Source organism: Sphingomonas ginsenosidivorax (assembly GCF_007995065.1).
GTDB classification, from domain to species: Bacteria; Pseudomonadota; Alphaproteobacteria; order Sphingomonadales; family Sphingomonadaceae; genus Sphingomonas; species Sphingomonas ginsenosidivorax.
This window is the reverse complement of sequence record NZ_VOQR01000001.1, coordinates 914,225-933,917: the sequence shown is the minus strand read 5'-3', so window position 1 is coordinate 933,917 and position 19,693 is coordinate 914,225. Positions and strand designations below refer to the sequence as shown.

The following is a 19,693-nucleotide window of genomic DNA, read 5'->3' as shown; positions in this document are numbered from 1 at the left end:
ACCCCTCGAAGTCCACCCCGAGGAGGCAATCACCGCCCGTGCGATCCAGCGACGGGCGCGCGCAACGAAAGCCCCTCCATATCGCCCTGGTCGCGCCAGACCGTCAGCAGCGTCTGGAACGCATCCCAGCCGGGCGCATAGGCGCGGAACAATCGCCATTTGGCTTTCCCGTCACCCTCGCCCTCGTTGTTGAAATAGCTCGGCGTGCACTCGCGGGAGAAGGCCGACGTGTCGATCTCGTTCCCCTCGAAATGCGCGACATAGGCGTCCATCGCGGTCTGGGTCGGCTCGACGACCGGCGTGCCGCGTTTCAGGGCTTCGGCAATGATGTGCGCGATGTGATAGCCCTGCCGCCCGTTCTGCTCGGTGACCGAGGCGTTCAGCCCGCCCTGGATGTAGCCCATGTAGAACTGGTTGGGGAAACCCGCGGTCATGACGCCGTGGAACGTCCGCGGCCCGTCGCGCCAATGGTCGTAGATCGACGCGCCGTCGCGGCCCTGGATCACATCGATCCCCCAGCGCCGCTCGAGATCGCTCGTCACCTCGAACCCGCTGGCGAAGATGATGCAGTCGACCTCATAGTCCTTGCCGTTGGCGACGAAGCCCTTCTCGGTCATCGCCTCCAGACCCTTGGTCAGCGAGACATCGACCAGCTCGACATTGGGCCTGTTGAACGCCGGGTAATATTCGTCGCTCGACAGCGGGCGTTTGCACAGGAAGCGGTAATAGGGCTTGAGCGCCTCCGCCGTTGCCGGATCCTCGACGAGATCGTCGACCCGCCTCCGCAGCCGCTCCATCACGCGGAACTCGACCACGTCGCGCTTCGCCATGAACTGTTCCGGCGTCAGCGCGGGCCAGCCCTCCGCTGCCATTTCCGCGGCGAGATTGCGGCTGATCTCGGTCCAGATGTCGCAGATCAGGTCCTCGTCGCCCGGATGGAACGCTTCCATCGCGGCGCGGTGGAAATTGGCCTGGCGCGCTCGCTGCCACCCTGCCGGCAGCCCGGCGGCCCAGTCGGGATCGGTCGGCGGGTTGGGCCGCTCGTCGACGCTGGAGGGGGTTCGCTGCACGACGTAGAGCTTCTTGGCGTAGCGCGCGAGGTACGGGACGATCTGGATCGCGGTGGCGCCCGTTCCGACGATGGCGACGCGCTTGTCGGCGAGCCGGTCGAGCACCGGGTTCTCGTACGACCCGCCGGTATAGCCATAGTCCCAGCGTGCGCTGTGGAACATCCTGCCGTTGAACCGGTCCATCCCCGACACGGCGGGTAGCTTGGGCATGTTGAGTACGCCGCTCGCCACGATCACGAAGCGCGCGCGAAGGTCGTCGCCGCGATTGGTCGTCACCCGCCAGCGGTCGATCTCCGCGTCCCAGCGCAATCCCCTGGTCTGGGTATGGAAGAGGGCCTTGTCCGCGAAGCCGAACGTCTCGGCGATACTGCGCGCATAGCGCTGGATCTCCCGGCCGTCGGCGAACTTGCGCGACGGCATGAAGCCGGTCTCTTCGAGCAGCGGCAGATAGATGTAGGATTCGTTGTCGCATTGGATGCCCGGATAGCGGTTCCAGTACCACACCCCGCCAAAGTCGCCGGCGGTGTCGACGATGCGGAAATCGGTCATCCCCTGCTTGACCAGATTGTACGCGGCCATGATCCCCGACCAGCCCGCGCCGAGCACGACGACGTCGATCTCCTCGCTGATGGCGTCGCGCGGGGTGACGGGCATGTGCGGATCGGTGACGTAATCCTCGATCACGTCGCCGGTCGGGCGGGCATATTGCTCCTGCCCCTCGGTCCGGATGCGCTTGTCGCGCTCGTGCGCATATTTCGCCTTGAGCGCAGCGATGTCGATCTCGTCGGCCGATGGCGTCTGCGTTGGCAGGCAGGTCATATCCGCTCCTCGGTATGGCCCGCCGTTCTAGTCAACAGGCCTGTCTATTACACACCGGGATGCGCGCCGTCGGGCAGACCTGTCCAGCACCATGCGCGCCCGGCATGCCGAATCCGCCAGAGCGATGGATTGGCGGCGCGGACGACCTATGCCGGACGCACGTAGGTTGGCTCGTCCGCCTCGGGCATCCCGGGAAACGCACCGTAGTCCGGCGGCGTGACATAGGGGCCGCTCATGTCGACCGGGCCGTGATAGGCCATCGTCCAGTGCCGCCACGCGAAGCACCACGCCCCGTCATGCTCGACATAGCGGTCATGATAGGTCCCGAACGTCAGGGCCGTGGTGCCGTCGCGCTTCTTGGCGAACTCGGTCATCTGCAACCGTCCGATCGCCGACCCGTCGCCGACCTCGAGGATCGGCTGTCCGGTGACCAGCTGGATCCGCTCGCACCGCCCCAGCAGCGGTCCGCACGCCCTGCCGATCTCGTCGCGGCCGATGAGCACCATGCCGGCGATCTTCCAGACGCCGTCGGGCGCGAAACAGTCGGCGAAGCTCGTGGCATCCTGCCGCCATACCGCGTCGGCGAAGCGCGCGTGCAGCTGCCGGATGCCGCAATCGGCCGTCACGAAATCGGTCATCGTCCTACTCCCAACAGGTCAGCGGGGCGCCATGCGGATCGCGCCGTCGAGCCGGATCACTTCGCCGTTGAGCATCGGGTTGGCGACGATCGCGGCGACCATCTGCGCATATTCCTCGGGCTTCCCCAGCCGGCTCGGGTGCGGCACCTGCGTGCCGAGCGAGTCCTGTGCCGCCTGCGGCAGGCCCATCAGCATGGGGGTGAGGAAGATGCCCGGCGCGATCGTCACCACGCGGATGCGGTGCTGTGCGAGATCGCGCGCGGCGGGCAGCGTAAGCCCGACCACCCCGCCCTTCGACGACGCATAGGCAGCCTGCCCGATCTGTCCGTCATACGCAGCGACCGAGGCGGTGTTGACGACGACCCCCGCTTCCTCGCCCTCGATCCCCGCAGCGATCAGCGCCGCGGCGAATTTCGAGATCATGTTGAAGGTGCCGATCAGGTTGACCTCGACCGTCTTGCGGAACGCGTCGAGCGGGTGCGGCTGCCCCTCCTTGTTGACGATGCGGATCGCCGGCGCGACCCCGGCGCAATTGACCAGCACGCGCGCCGGCCCGTGCACCGCCTGCGCCGCCGCGATCGCATCGCTGACGCTGGCATCGTCCGCGACATTGACCTTGAAGAACGCACCGCCGATCGTCTGCGCCGCGCGTGCGCCGACGTCTTCGTTGAGATCGAAGATCGCGACCTTCGCGCCCGCCGCCGCCAACATGGTCGCGGTGGCATTGCCGAGGCCCGATGCCCCGCCGGTGACGATCGCCGCTACGCCGTTCAAGTCCATGGTCGATTCCTGTCCGAAGGACGGGTCACATCCCCGCCATGCAAAGATATTTTAGCTCGAGATAATCCTCGATCCCGTGCCGCGACCCTTCGCGCCCCATGCCCGATTGCTTGATCCCGCCGAACGGCGCGACCTCGGTCGAGATGATCCCGGTATTGATCCCGACGATGCCGACCTCCAGCGCCTCGCCGACGCGCCACGTCCGCGCCAGGTCGCGCGTGTAGAAATAGGCGGCCAGCCCGACCTCGCTGTCGTTGGCCAGCGCGATCGCCTCGTCCTCGGTGTCGAAGAGGAAGATCGAGGCCAGCGGCCCGAACGTCTCCTCGTGCGCCAACGCCATGTCCGGGGTACAGCCGCTCACGATCGTCGGATCGAAGAAACTATGGCCGAGCCCCGAGCGCTTGCCGCCCGTGACCAGCCGTCCGCCCTTGGCCAGCGCGTCGGCGATATGCTCCTCGACCTTCGCCACCGCGTTGGCGTCGATCAACGGGCCCTGCATCACGCCCGCCTGCGTGCCCGGCCCGACCTTCAGCCTGTCGACGGCGGCCTTGAGCTTCGCCTCGAACGCATCGGCCACGTTGCGCTGGACGAGGATACGATTGACGCAGACGCAGGTCTGGCCGGAATTTCGGTATTTCGATGCCATCGCGCCCTCGACCGCGGCATCGAGATCGGCATCGGCGAAGACGATGAACGGCGCGTTCCCGCCCAGTTCCATCGACAGCTTCTTCATGGTCGGCGCGCACTGTGCCATCAACGTCCGGCCGACCTCGGTCGAGCCGGTGAAGCTCAGCTTGCGCACGACGGCACTGCCCGTCAGCGCCGCGCCGATCACGCGCGAGGACCCGGTCACGACGTTGAAGACGCCCTTCGGCACCCCTGCCCGCTCCGCGAGCACGGCGAGCGCCAGTGCCGATAGCGGGGTCTGCGTCGCGGGCTTCAACACCATCGTGCAGCCTGCCGCGAGCGCCGGCGCAACCTTTCGCGTGATCATCGCCGCGGGGAAGTTCCACGGCGTGATCGCCGCGACCACGCCGACGGGTTGTTTGAGGACGATGATGCGACTGTCGGTGCGGTGGCTCGGGATCACCTCGCCATAGACACGCTTCGCCTCCTCGCCGAACCATTCGAGGAAGGCCGCGGCATAGGCGATCTCGCCCTTTGCCTCGGCCAGCGGCTTGCCCTGTTCGCGTGTCAGGATCATCGCGAGATCGTCCTGTGCCGCCATCATCAGGTCGAACCATCGCCTGAGGATCCGCGCGCGGTCGCCGGCAGTCCTCGCGCGCCACGCTGGCAGCGCCGCTTCGGCGGCCGCGATCGCCGCATCGGTCTCGGCCTCGCCGAGCGACGGCACCAGGCCGAGCGTCTCGCCGCTCGCAGGATCGTCGACCGCGATCGCGCCCTCTCCGACCCAACTGCCATCGACATAGCATTGCCCGCGCAACAGCGCCGGATCGGACAGGATGAGAGACATGCGGAAATAACTTTCGTCGGATCGATCGTCGGGGTTTTGCGGGGTGCGATTTGCCAGGTCAATCGACCTTACGAGGTATCGCCGGCGCGGTTAGGCGGCGGGTGGCTCGCTCCGCTCTATCCTGGCCAGCCTCGTCCCCTCGGCGACCTGCCCGCCAACCGCTGCGGCAAGGTCGGCGACGACGCCGTCGAACGGCGCAGTCAGCGAATGCTCCATCTTCATCGCCTCCAGCGTCACGATCTTCTGGCCCTTCGTCACAATCGCGCCCGCGACCACGTCGACCGCGATGATCCGGCCCGGCATCGGCGCAAGGATCACGCCGTCGGTGGCGGGGCCGGACGCCGCGCCCTCGACGCGTGGCACCCGGATCGAAAAGCTCTGCCCGAGTTCGAACGCGGTGACGTGGCCGTCCTCGTCGATCGACACGCCCGGCCGGTCCCGGCTCGCATAAAGGCCTGCACCCGGCTGGCTCAGCGCGACGGTGTAGGGTTTGCCGTCCGCCACCAGTTCGATCCGGTTCACGCGATCCGCATTCAGCCGAAACCCGCGAAGCCCGGCAGGCATTCGCGACGCGCCGCCGCCGGAAGAATGGCGTGCGACGAGCGCGTCGCCGGCAGCCTGCAACAGCGCCGGGCTCGGCTCGGGGTCGTCCGCGAGCGTGTCGAGATGATCGGCGATGAACGCGGTCGTCGCGGTGCCGGCCGCATAGCCCGGGGCAGCCAGCAATCGCGCCAGAAACCAGGCGTTCGTGTGGACGGGCGCACATTCGACGCGCTCACACGCCTGCTTCAATCGATCGATCGCGTCGGCCCGATCGGCGCGGTGAACGATCAGCTTGGCGATCATCGGATCGTAGAACGCGCTGACCTCGCCGCCCGCGGCGACGCCGGTCTCGATGCGAAGTTCGGTCGGCAAGGCGAAGTGATCGAGGCGCCCGATCGACGGGAGGAACCCCGTGGCGGGGTTCTCCGCATAGAGCCGCGCCTCGATCGCCCAACCGGTGATGCGCAACTCGTCCTGCCGCATGGGCAACGGTTCGCCACTGGCGACGCGGAGCTGCCACTCCACCAGATCGATGCCGGTGATCGCCTCGGTCACGGGATGCTCGACCTGCAACCGCGTGTTCATCTCCATGAACCAGATCCGGTCGGCGCGCAGGCCATCGCTGGCATCGGCGATGAATTCGATCGTGCCGGCGCCCACATAATCGACCGCCTTCGCTGCCTTCACCGCGGCAGCGCAGATCGCGGCGCGGCTCGCATCGTCCATGCCGGGCGCAGGCGCCTCCTCGATCACTTTCTGGTGACGGCGCTGCAGCGAGCAATCGCGTTCGAAGAGGTGGACGATGGTGCCCTGGGTGTCGCCGAAGACCTGCACCTCGATATGGCGGGGCGAGAGGATATATTTCTCGAGCAGCACCGCGGTGTTGCCGAACGACGACGCCGCCTCGCGCTGGCAGGACGCGAGCGCGTCGGCGAATTCGGCGGGCGTATCGACGCGCCGCATGCCCTTCCCGCCCCCGCCCGCGACCGCCTTGATGAGGACGGGATAGCCGATGTCCGCCGCCGCCGAGGCGAGGCGTTCGGGTGACTGATCCGCACCGAGATAGCCGGGCGTGACGGGAACGCCCGCGGCGATCATGCGCGCCTTCGCCGCGTCCTTCAAACCCATGGCGCGGATACTGTCGGGGCGCGGACCGACCCAGACCAGCCCTGCGTCGAGCACCGATTGCGCGAAGTCGGCGTTCTCGCTGAGGAAGCCGTAGCCTGGGTGGATGGCCTGGGCTCCGGTGTCGCGCGCCGCGGCGATGATGGCCTCGCCGACCAGATAGCTTTGGCGCGCCGGGCCCGGGCCGATATGCACGGCCTGGTCGGCATCGCGTACGTGGAGCGCGGTCGCGTCGGCGTCCGAATAGACCGCGATCGTGCGGATCCCCATCGCGCGGGCGGTGCGGATGATCCGGCAGGCGATCTCGCCGCGGTTTACGATCAGGAGCGATTCGATCATCGGGATGTGCCCTGTGATGAGGGACGACCGCCGTGACCGCCGTGACCGTCGGGGCGGTGTCGGGTCGGCGCAGGGCCCCGCTCTTCGGTGGAAGGCAGCATCGTCACATCCGGAAGACGCCGAACGCGGGGCGTTCGGGGATCGGCGCGTTGAGCGTGGCGGCCAGCGCGAGGCCGAGCACGTCGCGGGTCTGCGCGGGGTCGATGATGCCGTCGTCCCACAGCCGCGCGGTGGCGTACCAGGGGTTGCCCTCGTCCTCGTATTTCCGGCGAACCGGTGCCTTGAAGGCTTCGGACTGGTCGGGCGTCCAGCTGTCGGCATCGCGGTGGACCGTGGCGAGCACGGACGCAGCCTGCTCGCCGCCCATCACGCTGATCCGGCTGTTCGGCCATGCGAACAGGAAGCGGGGCGAATAGGCGCGGCCGCACATGCCGTAGTTTCCGGCGCCAAAGCTGCCGCCGATCAGCACGGTGATCTTCGGCACGGTCGCGGTGGCGACCGCCGTGACGAGCTTCGCGCCGTGCTTGGCGATCCCTTCGGCCTCGTATCTCCCGCCCACCATGAAGCCCGAAATGTTCTGCAGGAACAGCAAGGGGACTCGCCGCTGGCATGCGAGCTCGATGAAATGCGCGCCCTTTTGCGCGCTTTCGCTGAACAGCACCCCGTTATTGGCGAGGATCGCGACGGGCTGACCCCAGATATGGGCAAAGCCGCAGACCAGCGTCGTGCCGTACAACGCCTTGAATTCGTGGAATTCGGAGGCATCGACGATTCGAGCGATCACTTCGTGCACGTCGTACGGCGCGCGCACGTCGGCCGGGACGATGCCGTACAGGTCGTCGGCGTCGAATTTCGGCGCGCGCGGTGCCCGCAGGTTGACGGGAGCGGAGACCTGCTGCGGCAGGGTCGACACGATGTCGCGGACGATGGTCAGCGCATGGTCGTCATTCTCGGCGACATGATCGACCACGCCGGACTTGCGACCGTGCGTGTCCGCGCCGCCGAGTTCCTCCGCGGAGATAACCTCGCCGGTCGCCGCCTTGACCAGCGGCGGCCCGGCGAGGAAGATCGTTCCCTGCCCGCGCACGATGATCGTCTCGTCGGACATCGCGGGCACATAGGCCCCGCCGGCGGTGCAGCTGCCCATCACGCAGGCGATCTGGGGGATGCCCCTGGCCGACATCTGCGCCTGGTTGAAGAAGATCCGCCCGAAATGATCGCGGTCCGGGAAGACGTCTGCCTGGTGCGGCAGGTTCGCGCCGCCGCTGTCGACCAGGTAGATGCAGGGCAGATGGTTTTGCTCGGCGATCTCCTGCGCGCGCAGATGCTTCTTCACCGTGAGCGGGTAATAGGTCCCGCCCTTCACCGTCGCGTCGTTGCACAGGATCATGCACTGGCGCCCCGAGACGCGGCCGATCCCGGCGATCACGCCGGCGCCGGGGACTTCGTCGTCGTACAGGCCATTGGCGGCGAGCTGCCCGATCTCGAGGAACGCCGAGCCGGGGTCGAGCAGGCGCGCGACCCGGTCGCGCGGCAGCAGCTTGCCACGGCCGGTGTGACGCGCGCGCGCTTGCGCGTTGCCGCCGAGCGCCGTGCGGGCGACGTCGGCGCGCAGCGTCGCGGCTAGGCTGCAATTGTATGCGGCGTTGGCGCGGAACGTCTCGCTGTCGGCAGACAATCGGGTATCGAGCACGGGAGCGCTCATGCGGAGTCCTTATCCTGGTTCTGCGCGGCGTGGCGCTGCGTCGTGCGACGCGCAGGGGACGCCGCCGTTCGACCGGTCCGGTACATCAGGCGACGATCTTGTCCCTGCGCAGCGCGTCGATGGCGAGTGCGGACAGGCCGAGAACATCGGCGAGCACGTCGTCGGTATGTTCGCCCAGCACGGGCGGCGCGGTCGGCAGCGGTTGTTCCGCGTCGACGTAGCGGATCGGGCGATTGACGATCGGGATCGTCCCGAGCGTCTTGTGCTCGACCTCGACGACCATTTCGCGCGCCACGGTCTGGGGCTGCGCGAGCGCTTCGGTCACGCCCAGGATCGGGGCATGGGGTACCTGGTGCGCCGTGAAGATCGCGACCAGTTCGGCGACCGTATGCGCCGAGGTGAAGGTCGAGAGCACGGCGTTGACCTCGGCCCGGTGGTCGCGGCGCTGCTCGATCGTCGCGAAGCGCGCGTCGGTGACCAGCTCGAGCATCCCGAGCGCCGCGCAGATCCGCGTCCAGAACGCGTTGGTCAGGCAGGCGACCACGATCCCCCCGTCGCGTGCCGGAAATATGCCGTAGGGGACGAGGTTGGGGTGCTGCGAGCCTTGCGGGGTCGGATCCTCGCCGGTGAAGAAGGCGAGCTGCGCGACATAGCCGAGCAGGTTGGTGAGCCCGTCCATCAGGCTGATGTCGATCAGCCGCCCCTTCCCCGTCCGGCTGCGCTCATACAGGGCGGCAAGGATCCCGATCGGCCCGTTGATCCCGCCAACCAGGTCGCCCAGCGGAATGCCCATCTTGGTCGGCAGCCCGCCGGGTTCGCCGTTGACGCTGAGCGCGCCCGACATCGCCTGCAACACGATGTCGAACGATGGTCGATCGCGCAGCGGACCGGTCATCCCGTACCCCGAGATCGCGCAATAGATGAGGCCCGGGTTCAGCGCCGACAGCGTGGCATAGCCAAGCCCCAGCCGGTCCATCACGCCGGGGCGGTAATTCTCGACCAGGATGTCGCATTTAGCCGCGAGATCACGGGCGAGCGCGACGCCGGCCGGCGTCTTGAGATCGATGACGATGCTCTTCTTGCCGCGATTGACGCTGAGGAAATAGTGGCTCGTCCCGTCGCGGTGCGGCGGGAAGCCGCGGGTCTCGTCGCCGATGCCCGGCGGTTCGACCTTGATCACCTCGGCCCCGAGATCGGCCAGCGCGAGCGCCGCCGACGGCCCGGCCAGGACGCGCGTGAAATCGAGGACGCGCACGCCGGCCAGCGGGCCGGGCCAGGGGGCGGGATCGGGATCGGTCATTATCGCAAGATACCGTTCGGACTGAGCTTATCGAAGCACGCCCCCCCTTCCGCACGGTCCGCTCCTGCCCCTGTCGGGGGAGGCGGAGACGCGAGGGAGGGGGGCGGATGCCTTATGCTGCGATCACGCCCTGCTCGGCAGTTCCGCGATCGCGCTGCCGAACGCCGAGACCTCGCCGCGATGGGTCGTCGCCTGCTGCTGGATCTCGATGAACTTCCTGCCGCCCTCCTCGAACTTGCGGATCACCGAGCCGTCGATGTACATCGCGTCGCCATCGGGATTGTGGCGGCGGATCTGGCATTTCGACTTGGTCAGGAAGCCGTCGTCGCCGATCCAGTTGGTGACGTGGTGCGTCAGCCAGGAACACCGCTCCGGACCATAGTCATACGCGCCCGGCGCGCCGACCTCGAGCGCGAACGCCTCGTCCCAGTGCACCCGCTCGGGGCAGTCCGGCACGTTGAAGCGGTTGCGGATGCCGAGCCCCGGATGCGCCTGCTGCATCTGGTTGGCGAGCTTGTTGGCGCGGATATAGAGCCCGCCCCAGCCTTGCGCGTAGCAGATGAAGCCGGTGACGGTCATCGGGCCCTTCATCATGCGCGGCAGCGCGTCGCCGACGCTGACGTCCTCCCAGTAGCGGGGAGTCGCGCCGCGGATTTCCTCGGCCTGGTACAACCGCGTGAACTCGGCCAGTTCCTCCTCGGTATACTGCTCGACGCGGCCGCGCGCCTCGGTGTATTTGGTGCCGCGCTCGCGCGCCTCGTCGCGATCGGTGCGGAACACCCAGCTATCGCCCTCGGCAACCTTGTCGCCCGACTGGTTGAAGAAATCGACGTGATAGATCTGCTGGAAGCTGCGCCCGGCGAACCTGGTCTGATGCTCGACCAGGTCCTTCAGATACGCCTCGGTGCGGATCGTGTCGTTGCGCAGGACCGGCTTGTGCCAGGTCCAGTCGGCGCCCGCCCACATCGCGTGGACGCCCGACAAGCCGCCGCAATAGCCCGAGATGATCCGGCTGGTCGTGAACAGGAAGCTCGGTAGCGCGACGACGTCGCCATAGCGCGTCGTCTTCGCATAGGCGGGATCGCACCAGAGCGGATTGTCGTCGCCGATGCCGTGCGCGTAATGGCGGATCGCGTCGCGCGATGCCTCGTAGTTCCATGGCTCCACCGTGTTCTCGATCTTGACGCCGATGCGCTTGCGCAGGTCGTCCAGACCCTCCTCGGTGATCTTCGGGAAACGGTTCTCGGTCTTTTCCATTACGGTCGCCATTCGATCTTCTCCTGTATCAATGCGTGCTGGCCAGCGCGGCAGCCGCCTCGCGGTCGCGCAGGACCTTGCGATGCACCTTGCCGGCGGGAGTCTTGGGCAGTTCGTCGGTGAATTCGACGATCCGGGGAAATTCGTGCGCGGCGAGCCGCTGCTTGGTGAAGTCCTGCAACTCGCGGACGAATTCGGGGCTCGGCAGCCGGTCGGAGACGACGAACGCCTTCACCACCAGCCCGCGCGTCGCATCGGGTGCGCCGATCACCGCGCATTCCCGGACGTCGCGATGCTTGAGCATCGTGTTCTCGATCTCGACCGCACTCATCGTCCAGCCGGCGGAGATGATCACGTCGTCGGCGCGACCGCAGTGGTAGAAATAACCGTCGGCATCGATCTTCGCGAGGTCCTTGGTCGTCTCCCAGCAATCGCGGCGCCACAGCATCAGCTCGCCGATTTCGCCGACCGGCGAGGGCGACCCGTCCGGCGCCTGGACCCGCAGGCGCTGCCCCGGCACCGCCTTGCCAAGCGATCCCGGCTTGACCGCGAAATCGTCCGCGCCGGGGAAGTTGACCAGCACCACACCGATCTCGGTCGTGCCGTACATGCTGCAGGCCGGGACGTGGAAGGTGCGCTCGATGAACTCCAGCGTCGCCGGGTCGATCGGCTCGCCGGTATAGGACAGCTTCTCGATCGCGAACGCGAAGTCGCTCGCGGTGCCGGCGTTGCGCATCATCCGGTAATGCGTCGCCGCGGCGGACATGTTGGTGATCCGGTGGTCCTGCAGCGCCTTCATCAGGCGCGTCGCGTCGAACCGCCCGGCGAACGTACCGGTCGAAACGCCCAGCCCCAGCGGCGCGAGCGTGCCATGCCACAGCCCGTGCCCCCAGGCCGGGGAAGATGGGCAGAAGAACTGGTCGCCCGGACGGATGCCAGTGCCGTAGAGCGCGGCGAACATGAGCGTCACCAGCGCGCGGTGCGTGTGCTTCACCGCCTCGGGCAATTCGCGCGTCGTGCCCGACGTGTACTGGAACACCGCGAGATCGTTCGCCTTCGTCTTCGACGCATAGGTCGCAGGGTATCGCGCGATCTCGTCGAGCAGGCCGTCATCGGCGACGATCACCCGCAGGCCGTCGATCTCGCGTGCCATCGGTGCCTTCTCGCGATTGGTGATGAGCAAAGCCGGCTTGCAGTCGTCGACGCGCAGGCGCAGCGCATCGGGCCCGAACAGCGTGAACAGCGGGACGCTGATGGCGCCGGTCTGCATCGCGCCGAACAGGCAGACATAGAATGGCAGGGACGGTTCGAGCATGAAGGCGATGCGGTCGCCTGGATGCACGTCGTTGGCGTCGAGCCAGTGCGCGAACTGCGCTGCGCCGGCCGCGATCGCATCGAACGTCAGTACCTCGTCGCGACCATCGGCATGCGCGATGCGAACCGCGGCGCGACCGTCGCCGACGGCATGCCGGGTGATGCATTCGTGCGCGATGTTCAGATCGTCGCGATCCCCGTCGAACAGCGCCCAGGGTGCGTCCCGGTCGGCATGCGCCACGGCATCGGCATATCGCGTGAAATCGGTCAGCTTCATGGTCGCGCTCGCCACTCTCCGCCGCGGACGTCCTGCCATCGCGGTGACGAGCTTATGTCACGCCCGCAATTTTGTTGTATATATCGAACATTGTTCTCTATATTGAACGGCAGTGATATCGCATGGGCGATGCGGAACGGGACGGGCGGTCATGGGCACGGCAGACACGACGGCCAGCAGGGCGCCCGCGATCGCGCGTGCCGCGGCGATCCTGCGGCTGCTCGGCAAGAGCGACGCTCCGCTCGGCGTGCATGCGATCGCGCGGGAACTGACCCTGGTGCCGAGCACCTGCCTGTACGTGCTCCGCGCGCTGGTGGCCGAGGAGCTCGTCCTGTTCGACGCGGCGACCAAGCGTTACGCGCTCGACGCCGGCGTGCTGACGCTCGCGCGACAATGGCTGCGCCGCAGTCGCTTCGCCGATCTCGCGCAACCGATGCTCGACAGGCTCTGCGACCAGTTCGAGGTCACGATGATCGGCGTGCAGGTCGTCGGTCTCGACCATATGGTGGTCGTTGGCGTCGCGCAGTCCGGGCACAGTTTCCAGCTGAGCACCCAGGTGGGCAGCCGCTTTCCGGTGCTGATCAGCGCCACCGGCCGCTGCAACGCGGCATTCGCCGACTTTGCGCCAGCCGAGCTCGAACGCCGCTTCCACACGCTGCGCTGGGACGATCCGCCGCCGTTCGACCGCTGGCTGGCCGAGGTCGAGCAGACGCGCGTACGTGGCTATGCGATCGACGAGGGGAACTACATCGCGGGGGTCACGGTGGTCGCCGCGCCTGTGTGGCAGGCGCCCGGCGCGCCGACGCATGCGCTCGTCGCGACCGGTCTCGGCAACGCCCTGCACCGTCGCGGACTGCCGGCATTGTGCAACGCGGTTCTTGCCGGCGCGCGTGCGCTGACGCGCCAGTTGAGCGACGGCCCCGCGACCGACTGACGACCCCGTCGCGTCATCGCGTCGCAAGGCCCGCGACGCGGGTCCGGCGGCGTGGGTATCGCCGGGGCGGACTTTGCCCCTCGCCCCTCCGCCCGGGGTGGATACCCGCCGTTCAAACCGCGTATGCCGATCGCCGATGCATTGCCGTGACCGCGTGCCGAGGTGCCGCGGGAACCCGGGCAAGCGATTGGATGGAGGAAGCCATGGCGGACAACGATACCAAGGATCTCGCGAGCGATGCGCGGAAATACTGGTCGGCGGAAGGCTATACACGCGGCGGCGTGATCCGCCAGGTGGACTATGCGTCGCAGTCCGGCGGACTCGACGAAGCATTGGCCGGAATCAAGATCGTCGACACCGACACGCACCTGACCGAAGCGCCCGATCTGTTCACGTCGCAGGCGCCCGCGAAGTTCAAGGACCGGGTGCCGGTGGTGCGCCGCGTCAACGACGTCGACCGCTGGTTCGTCGGCGACCGCGACTTCGGTTCGATGGGCGGCAACGTCATCGGCAAGGACAACAACAAGCTGCTCGGCCGCCTCGCCTTCCCGACGCTGGATGAATCGCATCCCGGCGGCCACGAGGTGAAGCCGCGGCTGCAGGCGATGGACGACATGGGCGTCTATGCGCAGATCTGCTACCATAATTCGGGCGTGACCCAGGCCGGTTCGCTGATGTCGCTGGGCGACAACGAACTCGCCGTCGAGATCATCAAGATGTACAACGATGCCGCGGTCGAGCGGCAGCGTGTCTCGGGCGACCGCCTGTTCACGATGGCGCATCTGCCCCTGTGGGACAAGGACGCGCTCGACAAGGAAGCGCGCCGGTGCATCGACATGGGGCTGAAGGGCTTCGTGCTGCCCGACACGCCCGAGCGCGTCGGCGTGCCGTCGTACATGCGGAGCTACTGGGACGACTTCCTCGACCTGTGCAGCCAGACCAAGACGCCGATCAACTTCCATTTGAACGCTGCGATGGACCCGACGACGCTGACCTGGGACGGCTTCGCGTTCGAACAGACGCTGTCGGTGGTGGCGACGATGTTCTCGATCGGCAACGTCGCGACGCTCGGCAACTGGATGGTCAGCGGACGCCTCGACAAGCATCCCGGACTGAAGATCGGGCTGATCGAGAGCGGCATGGGCTGGATTCCGTTCGCCGTCGAAGCGCTCGAACACCAGTTCCAGGAGATGCTTCCCAACCGCGCCGGCGGCGTGCTGCAGAAGACTCCGTGGGAGTATTTCCACGATCACTTCTTCGGCACCTTCTGGTTCGAGACGATCGGCCCGAAGCTGCTGCTGGAAACGATCGGCTACGACAACATGATGTTCGAGACCGATTTTCCGCACCCGACCTCGCTCTATCCCGGCGTCCAGAAGCATATCGAGAAGTCGCTCGGCAGCTATAGCTACGACATCAAGAAGAAGGTGCTCGAGACCAACGCGGTGCGCATGTACAATTTGCCGTTCTGATCCACGACTATTCGGCGGGCGGTCCGTTCGTGCCGCCCGCCATACGGACTTGCGAAGGGACGACCATGACCGAAGCCACCGACGACACGTTGCGCGCCGTCACCGACCGCGTGATCGAGCTCGAGGAGGAACTCGAGGCATCGGGGGTCGCGACGATCGACGGCAGCGAACTCGAATGGAGCCGGGCGGCGCTGCACAAATGGGTCGACGAGATGATCGGCGTGGTCGTCTCGCCGGGCCTCGGCCGCGTGACCGTGGTCCATCCGGGCGGACGACGGTCGTCGATCGCCTCCTCCACCCTGCCCTACGCGATGAGCAGGCCGCTGCGCTGACGCGCCGCGCCGTGACGGAACCCCCACCATGCTGCTGACCGAAACCCAGAGCGCGATCCGCGACACCGTGCGCGCGTTCGCACAGGACCGGATCAGACCGCACAGCGCCGCGTTCGAGGCCGCCGCCGGCTTCCCCGACGGGCTGTTCGGCGAACTCGCCGGGCTGGGCCTGATGGGCATGACCGCGCCGGAAGCGGCAGGCGGGGCGGGCGCGGATTACGTGTCCTATGCGCTCGCGCTGATCGAACTCGCCGCGGCCGACGGCGCGCTGTCGACGATCGTGTCGATCCAGAACAGCCTGCTCGTCTCCGGCATCCTCCGCTACGGCAGCGACGTACAGAAAGCGCGCTTCCTTCCCGACCTGATCGCGGGTCGCATGATCGGCGCGTTCGCGCTGACCGAGACCGATGCAGGGTCGGATGCCGCCGCGATGCGCACGCGGGCGACGCGGGTCGATGGCGGCTGGGTGCTGAACGGTGCCAAGCAGTTCATCACCTCGGGCAATATCGCGGGCGTGGCGATGGTGTTCGCGGTAACCGATCCGGCGGCAGGCAAGCGCGGCATCTCGGGGTTCCTGGTGCCGACCGATCGTGCCGGCTATCGCGTCGACAAGGTCGAGCACAAGCTGGGCCAGGCGGCGTCCGACACCTGCGCGATCCGCTTCGACGATCTGTTCGTCGAGGACGCGTTGCTGTTCGGCGAGGAAGGTGCCGGCTACCGGCTGGCCCTGTCCAACCTGGAAGCCGGTCGGATCGGCATCGCGGCGCAGTGCGTCGGCATGGCGCAGGCCGCGCTGGAAATCGCGGTCGCCTACGCCAAGGATCGCAGCTCGATGGGCAAGCCGATCATCGAGCACCAGGCCGTCGGATTCCGCCTCGCCGACCTGGCCGCCAGGCTGGAGGCGAGCCGTCAGCTCGTCCTGCATGCCGCGAGCCTCAAGGACGGCGGCCTGCCCTGCCTGACCGAGGCATCGATGGCCAAGCTCGTCGCGTCGGAGATCGCCGAAACGGTGTGCTCGGGCGCGATCCAGACGCTCGGCGGCTATGGCTATCTCGAGGAATACGGGCTCGCCAAGATCTACCGCGATGTCCGCGTCTGCCAGATCTACGAGGGCACGTCCGACATCCAGCGGATGGTCATCGCCCGCGCGCTCTAACCGTCCCGAAGGACTCTTCATGACCGACGATCCCGTCATTATCGCCAGCTATGCCCGCACGCCGATGGGCGGCTTCCAGGGGGCGCTGTCCGGCGTCACCGCGGTGCAGCTGGGCGCCACCGCCGTCCGGGCCGCGGTCGAGCGTTCCGGGGTCGATCCGGCGATCATCGACCGCATCTACATGGGATGCGTGCTCCCTGCCGGGCTGGGTCAGGCGCCGGCACGACAGGCGGCACTCGGCGCCGGCCTCCCCATTTCGGTCGAGGCGACCACGGTCAACAAGATGTGCGGCTCCGGCATGCAGGCGACGATCATGGCGGCCGAGGCGCTGATGGCCGGGACCGTCGACGTCGTGGTCGCAGGGGGCATGGAAAGCATGACCAACGCGCCGTTCCTGCTCGCCAAGCATCGCGCGGGGGCGCGGATCGGCCATGACGTCGTGTCGGATTCGATGATGATGGACGGGCTCGAGGACGCCTATGACAAGGGCAAGCCGATGGGCGCCTTTGCCGAGGATACCGCGGGCGAGTACCAGTTCACGCGGGAGGACCAGGACGCCTTCGCGATCGAGAGCCTGACGCGCGCGAATGCCGCGGTGACGGGCGGCGGGTTTGCCGACGAGGTCGTGCCCGTGACCGTGACGACGCGCGGCGGCGACGTCATCGTCTCCGATGACGAACAGCCGGGGAAGGCCAGGCCCGGGAAGATTCCCGGCCTGAAACCCGCCTTCGCCAAGGACGGCACGATCACCGCGGCCACCTCGGCGTCGATCTCCGATGGCGCGGCAGCGCTGGTGCTGACCCGTGCGAGCGTGGCTTCGCGGCTGGGCCTCGCGCAGGAGGCGCGGATCGTCGCGACGGCGGCGCATGCGCACGAACCGGCGAAATTCACGACCGCGCCGGTCGCGGCGATCCGCAAGGTCCTCGACCGCGCCGGGTGGCGCGTCGACGACGTCGACCTGTTCGAGGTGAACGAGGCGTTCGCGACCGTCGCGATGATCGCGATGCGGGAGCTGGCCATCCCGCACGAGAAGCTGAACGTGAACGGGGGTGCGACCGCGCTCGGCCATCCGATCGGCGCGAGCGGCGCGCGGATCATCGCCACATTGGTCGCCGCGCTGAAGCGGCGCGGGCTTACCAGGGGCGTTGCCGCGCTGTGCATCGGCGGGGGAGAAGCGACCGCCGTCGCGGTCGAGCTGATCGGCGCATGACGGGCCTGCGCGTCGAGCGTAACGGCGCGGTCGCAGTCCTGACGCTGGACCGTCCGCAGGCAGCCAATGCGATCGACGTCACGCTGGCGCGCGCGCTGATGGAGGCGGCGATCCGGTGCGACGAGGATCCGGGGGTGCGCTGCGTGCTGCTGACCGGCAGCGGGCGGTTCTTCTGCGCCGGCGGTGACGTCGGTTCGTTCGGCGACGCGGGCGAGCGGCTGCCGGCGTTGCTCAAAGAGATCACCGCCTATCTCCACGCCGCGATCGCGCGCCTGGCGCGAATGGACAAGCCGCTGGTCACCGCGGTCAACGGTCCGGCCGCAGGCGCGGGGATCGGCCTTGCCCTGCTCGGCGACATCGCGCTTGCCGACCCGACGGCCCATTTCACCCTGGCCTATACCGCGATCGGCATGTCGCCCGATGGCGGGACGAGCTGGCTGTTGCCGCGCTTGATCGGCCTGCGCCGCGCGCAGGAGCTGTGCCTGCGCAACACCCGCGTCGGGGCAGACGAGGCGGCAACGATCGGGATGGTCACGCGCGTGACCGCGCCGGACGCGCTGGCGACCGAATCGATCGCCCTCGCGCATGCGCTCGTGGCCTCCGCGACCTCGGCGATCGGCGCGACGCGACGCTTGCTGCTCGACGCCCAGACGACGCCGTTCGAGGCGCACCTGGATGCCGAGGCGCGCAGCATCGCCACGCAGGCGCGCACCGCGGAGGGACGAGAGGGGATCGCCGCCTATCTCGCCAAGCGCAAACCCGATTTCCCCAACGCCAGTATTCCGGGAGCCCGCTGATGGCCGAAGCCTATATCGTCGAAGCCGTCCGAACCCCCGGCGGTCGTCGCAAGGGGGCGCTGGCCGGGGTCCACCCGGCCGATCTGGGTGCGACGATCCTCGATGCGCTGGTCACGCGAACCGGGATCGATCCGGCCGTGGTCGAAGACGTCATCGTCGGGTGCGTCAGCCAGGCGGGCGAACAGGCGTTCGCGTTCGGCCGGAACATGGTCCTCGCCTCGACGCTGCCGGACAGCGTGCCGGCGGTCACGATCGATCGACAGTGCGGATCGTCGCAGCAGGCGCTGCACTTTGCCGCGCAGGCGGTGATGTCGGGGACGCAGGATGTCGTCATCGCCGCCGGCGCGGAAAGCATGACCCGCGTCCCGATGGGCTCCAATTTCCGCCTCCATGCCGAGGCCGGACTGGGCGAAGGGCCGTGGAGCAAGGCGATCCTGAACCGTTACGACGTCGCCGAGTTCAGCCAGTTCGTCGGCGCGCAGATGGTGGCCGACAAATACGGCCTGACGCGCGACGCGATGGATGCCTATGCGCTCCAGAGCCACCAGCGCGCCGCCGCGGCAACGCAGGCGGGCGCGTTCGACGCGGAGATCGTCCCGGTCGGTACGCTCCGCCATGACGAGGGCATCCGCTACGACGCGACGCTCGAGAGCATCGGCGCGGTCAAGCCGATCACCGAAGGCGGCACGATCACTGCGGCCAATGCCAGCCAGATCACCGATGGCGCATCGGGTACGCTGATCGTCAGCGAAGCCGCACTCAAGACGTTCGGGCTCACCCCCCTCGCCCGTATTCACACGCTGACCGTGACGGCCGGGGACCCGGTCATCATGCTGGAGGAACCCATTCCTGCGACCGCCAGGGCGCTCGCGCGCGCGGGCCTGTCGATCGACGATATCGACCTGTTCGAGGTGAACGAGGCGTTCGCCTCAATCCCGATGGCGTGGCTGCAGGCGACGGGCGCCGATCCGGCGAAGCTCAACGTCCATGGCGGCGCGATCGCGCTCGGCCATCCGCTGGGCGCCAGCGGCACCAAGCTGATGACCACGCTGGTCCATGCGCTGAAGCGTCGCGGCGGACGCTACGGACTGCAGACGATGTGCGAGGGCGGCGGGATCGCCAACGTGACCATCGTCGAGATGCTTTGATTC

The 19,693-nt window shown here is 67.8% G+C and carries 16 protein-coding genes; 7 read left to right on the top strand and 9 right to left on the bottom strand.

What is annotated here, in order from left to right; genetic code table 11:
* Positions 1-29: 29 nt before the first annotated feature.
* The 9 genes from FSB78_RS04160 to FSB78_RS04120 all read right to left on the bottom strand — a co-directional run bounded on the left by FSB78_RS04160 (position 30) and on the right by FSB78_RS04120 (position 12,641).
* The gene (locus tag FSB78_RS04160) at positions 30-1,889 is read right to left on the bottom strand and encodes a flavin-containing monooxygenase (RefSeq protein WP_147080226.1); all 1,860 of its coding nucleotides are present in this window, start codon (positions 1,887-1,889) and stop codon (positions 30-32) included.
* A 146-nt stretch (positions 1,890-2,035) separates the two neighbouring features.
* Positions 2,036-2,527 carry a YybH family protein gene (locus FSB78_RS04155; protein WP_147080224.1) on the bottom strand — a complete coding sequence of 164 codons (492 nt, stop codon included), beginning with the start codon at positions 2,525-2,527 and terminating at the stop codon, positions 2,036-2,038.
* An 18-nt stretch (positions 2,528-2,545) separates the two neighbouring features.
* Positions 2,546-3,307 carry an SDR family NAD(P)-dependent oxidoreductase gene (locus FSB78_RS04150; protein ID WP_147080222.1) on the bottom strand — a complete coding sequence of 254 codons (762 nt, stop codon included), beginning with the start codon at positions 3,305-3,307 and terminating at the stop codon, positions 2,546-2,548.
* A gap of 25 nt (positions 3,308-3,332) precedes the next feature.
* Positions 3,333-4,781 (bottom strand): NAD-dependent succinate-semialdehyde dehydrogenase, encoded by a 1,449-nt coding sequence (locus tag FSB78_RS04145; RefSeq protein ID WP_147080220.1) that lies wholly within the window; start codon positions 4,779-4,781, stop codon positions 3,333-3,335.
* Positions 4,782-4,871: 90 nt separating this feature from the next.
* The gene (locus FSB78_RS04140) at positions 4,872-6,788 is read right to left on the bottom strand and encodes an ATP-binding protein (RefSeq protein WP_147080218.1); all 1,917 of its coding nucleotides are present in this window, start codon (positions 6,786-6,788) and stop codon (positions 4,872-4,874) included.
* 103 nt (positions 6,789-6,891) lie between these two features.
* Positions 6,892-8,493 carry a carboxyl transferase domain-containing protein gene (locus FSB78_RS04135; RefSeq protein WP_147080216.1) on the bottom strand — a complete coding sequence of 534 codons (1,602 nt, stop codon included), beginning with the start codon at positions 8,491-8,493 and terminating at the stop codon, positions 6,892-6,894.
* An 85-nt stretch (positions 8,494-8,578) separates the two neighbouring features.
* Positions 8,579-9,793, bottom strand: coding sequence for a CaiB/BaiF CoA transferase family protein (locus tag FSB78_RS04130; RefSeq protein WP_147080214.1), 1,215 nt, complete (start codon positions 9,791-9,793; stop codon positions 8,579-8,581).
* Between the two features lie 123 nt (positions 9,794-9,916).
* On the bottom strand, positions 9,917-11,062 hold the full coding sequence (locus FSB78_RS04125; protein ID WP_147080212.1) for an FAS1-like dehydratase domain-containing protein: 1,146 nt from the start codon (positions 11,060-11,062) through the stop codon (positions 9,917-9,919).
* Between the two features lie 16 nt (positions 11,063-11,078).
* A complete protein-coding gene (locus FSB78_RS04120; RefSeq protein ID WP_147080210.1) occupies positions 11,079-12,641 on the bottom strand; it encodes an acetate--CoA ligase in 1,563 nt (520 codons plus the stop codon).
* Positions 12,642-12,792: 151 nt separating this feature from the next.
* On the opposite strand from FSB78_RS04120, the gene FSB78_RS04115 reads away from it, so the two are divergent.
* The 7 genes from FSB78_RS04115 (at position 12,793) to FSB78_RS04085 (ending at position 19,690) form a co-directional block, all read left to right on the top strand.
* Complete coding sequence (locus tag FSB78_RS04115) at positions 12,793-13,575, top strand: IclR family transcriptional regulator (protein ID WP_147080208.1); 783 nt, start codon at positions 12,793-12,795, stop codon at positions 13,573-13,575.
* 203 nt (positions 13,576-13,778) lie between these two features.
* Positions 13,779-15,047, top strand: a complete 1,269-nt coding sequence (locus tag FSB78_RS04110; protein ID WP_147080206.1) for an amidohydrolase family protein — start codon at positions 13,779-13,781, stop codon at positions 15,045-15,047.
* Positions 15,048-15,112: 65 nt separating this feature from the next.
* Positions 15,113-15,379 carry a hypothetical protein gene (locus FSB78_RS04105; protein WP_147080204.1) on the top strand — a complete coding sequence of 89 codons (267 nt, stop codon included), beginning with the start codon at positions 15,113-15,115 and terminating at the stop codon, positions 15,377-15,379.
* A gap of 28 nt (positions 15,380-15,407) precedes the next feature.
* Positions 15,408-16,535 carry an acyl-CoA dehydrogenase family protein gene (locus FSB78_RS04100; protein WP_147080202.1) on the top strand — a complete coding sequence of 376 codons (1,128 nt, stop codon included), beginning with the start codon at positions 15,408-15,410 and terminating at the stop codon, positions 16,533-16,535.
* 19 nt (positions 16,536-16,554) lie between these two features.
* Entirely contained in the window at positions 16,555-17,745 is a 1,191-nt protein-coding gene (locus FSB78_RS04095; protein WP_147080200.1) for an acetyl-CoA C-acyltransferase, read from the top strand.
* A complete protein-coding gene (locus tag FSB78_RS04090; protein ID WP_147080197.1) occupies positions 17,742-18,542 on the top strand; it encodes an enoyl-CoA hydratase/isomerase family protein in 801 nt (266 codons plus the stop codon). Before FSB78_RS04095 ends, FSB78_RS04090 begins: the two co-directional genes overlap by 4 nt.
* A complete protein-coding gene (locus FSB78_RS04085; RefSeq protein WP_147080195.1) occupies positions 18,542-19,690 on the top strand; it encodes an acetyl-CoA C-acetyltransferase in 1,149 nt (382 codons plus the stop codon). The genes FSB78_RS04090 and FSB78_RS04085 overlap by 1 nt, the downstream gene beginning before the upstream one ends.
* Positions 19,691-19,693: the final 3 nt, after the last annotated feature.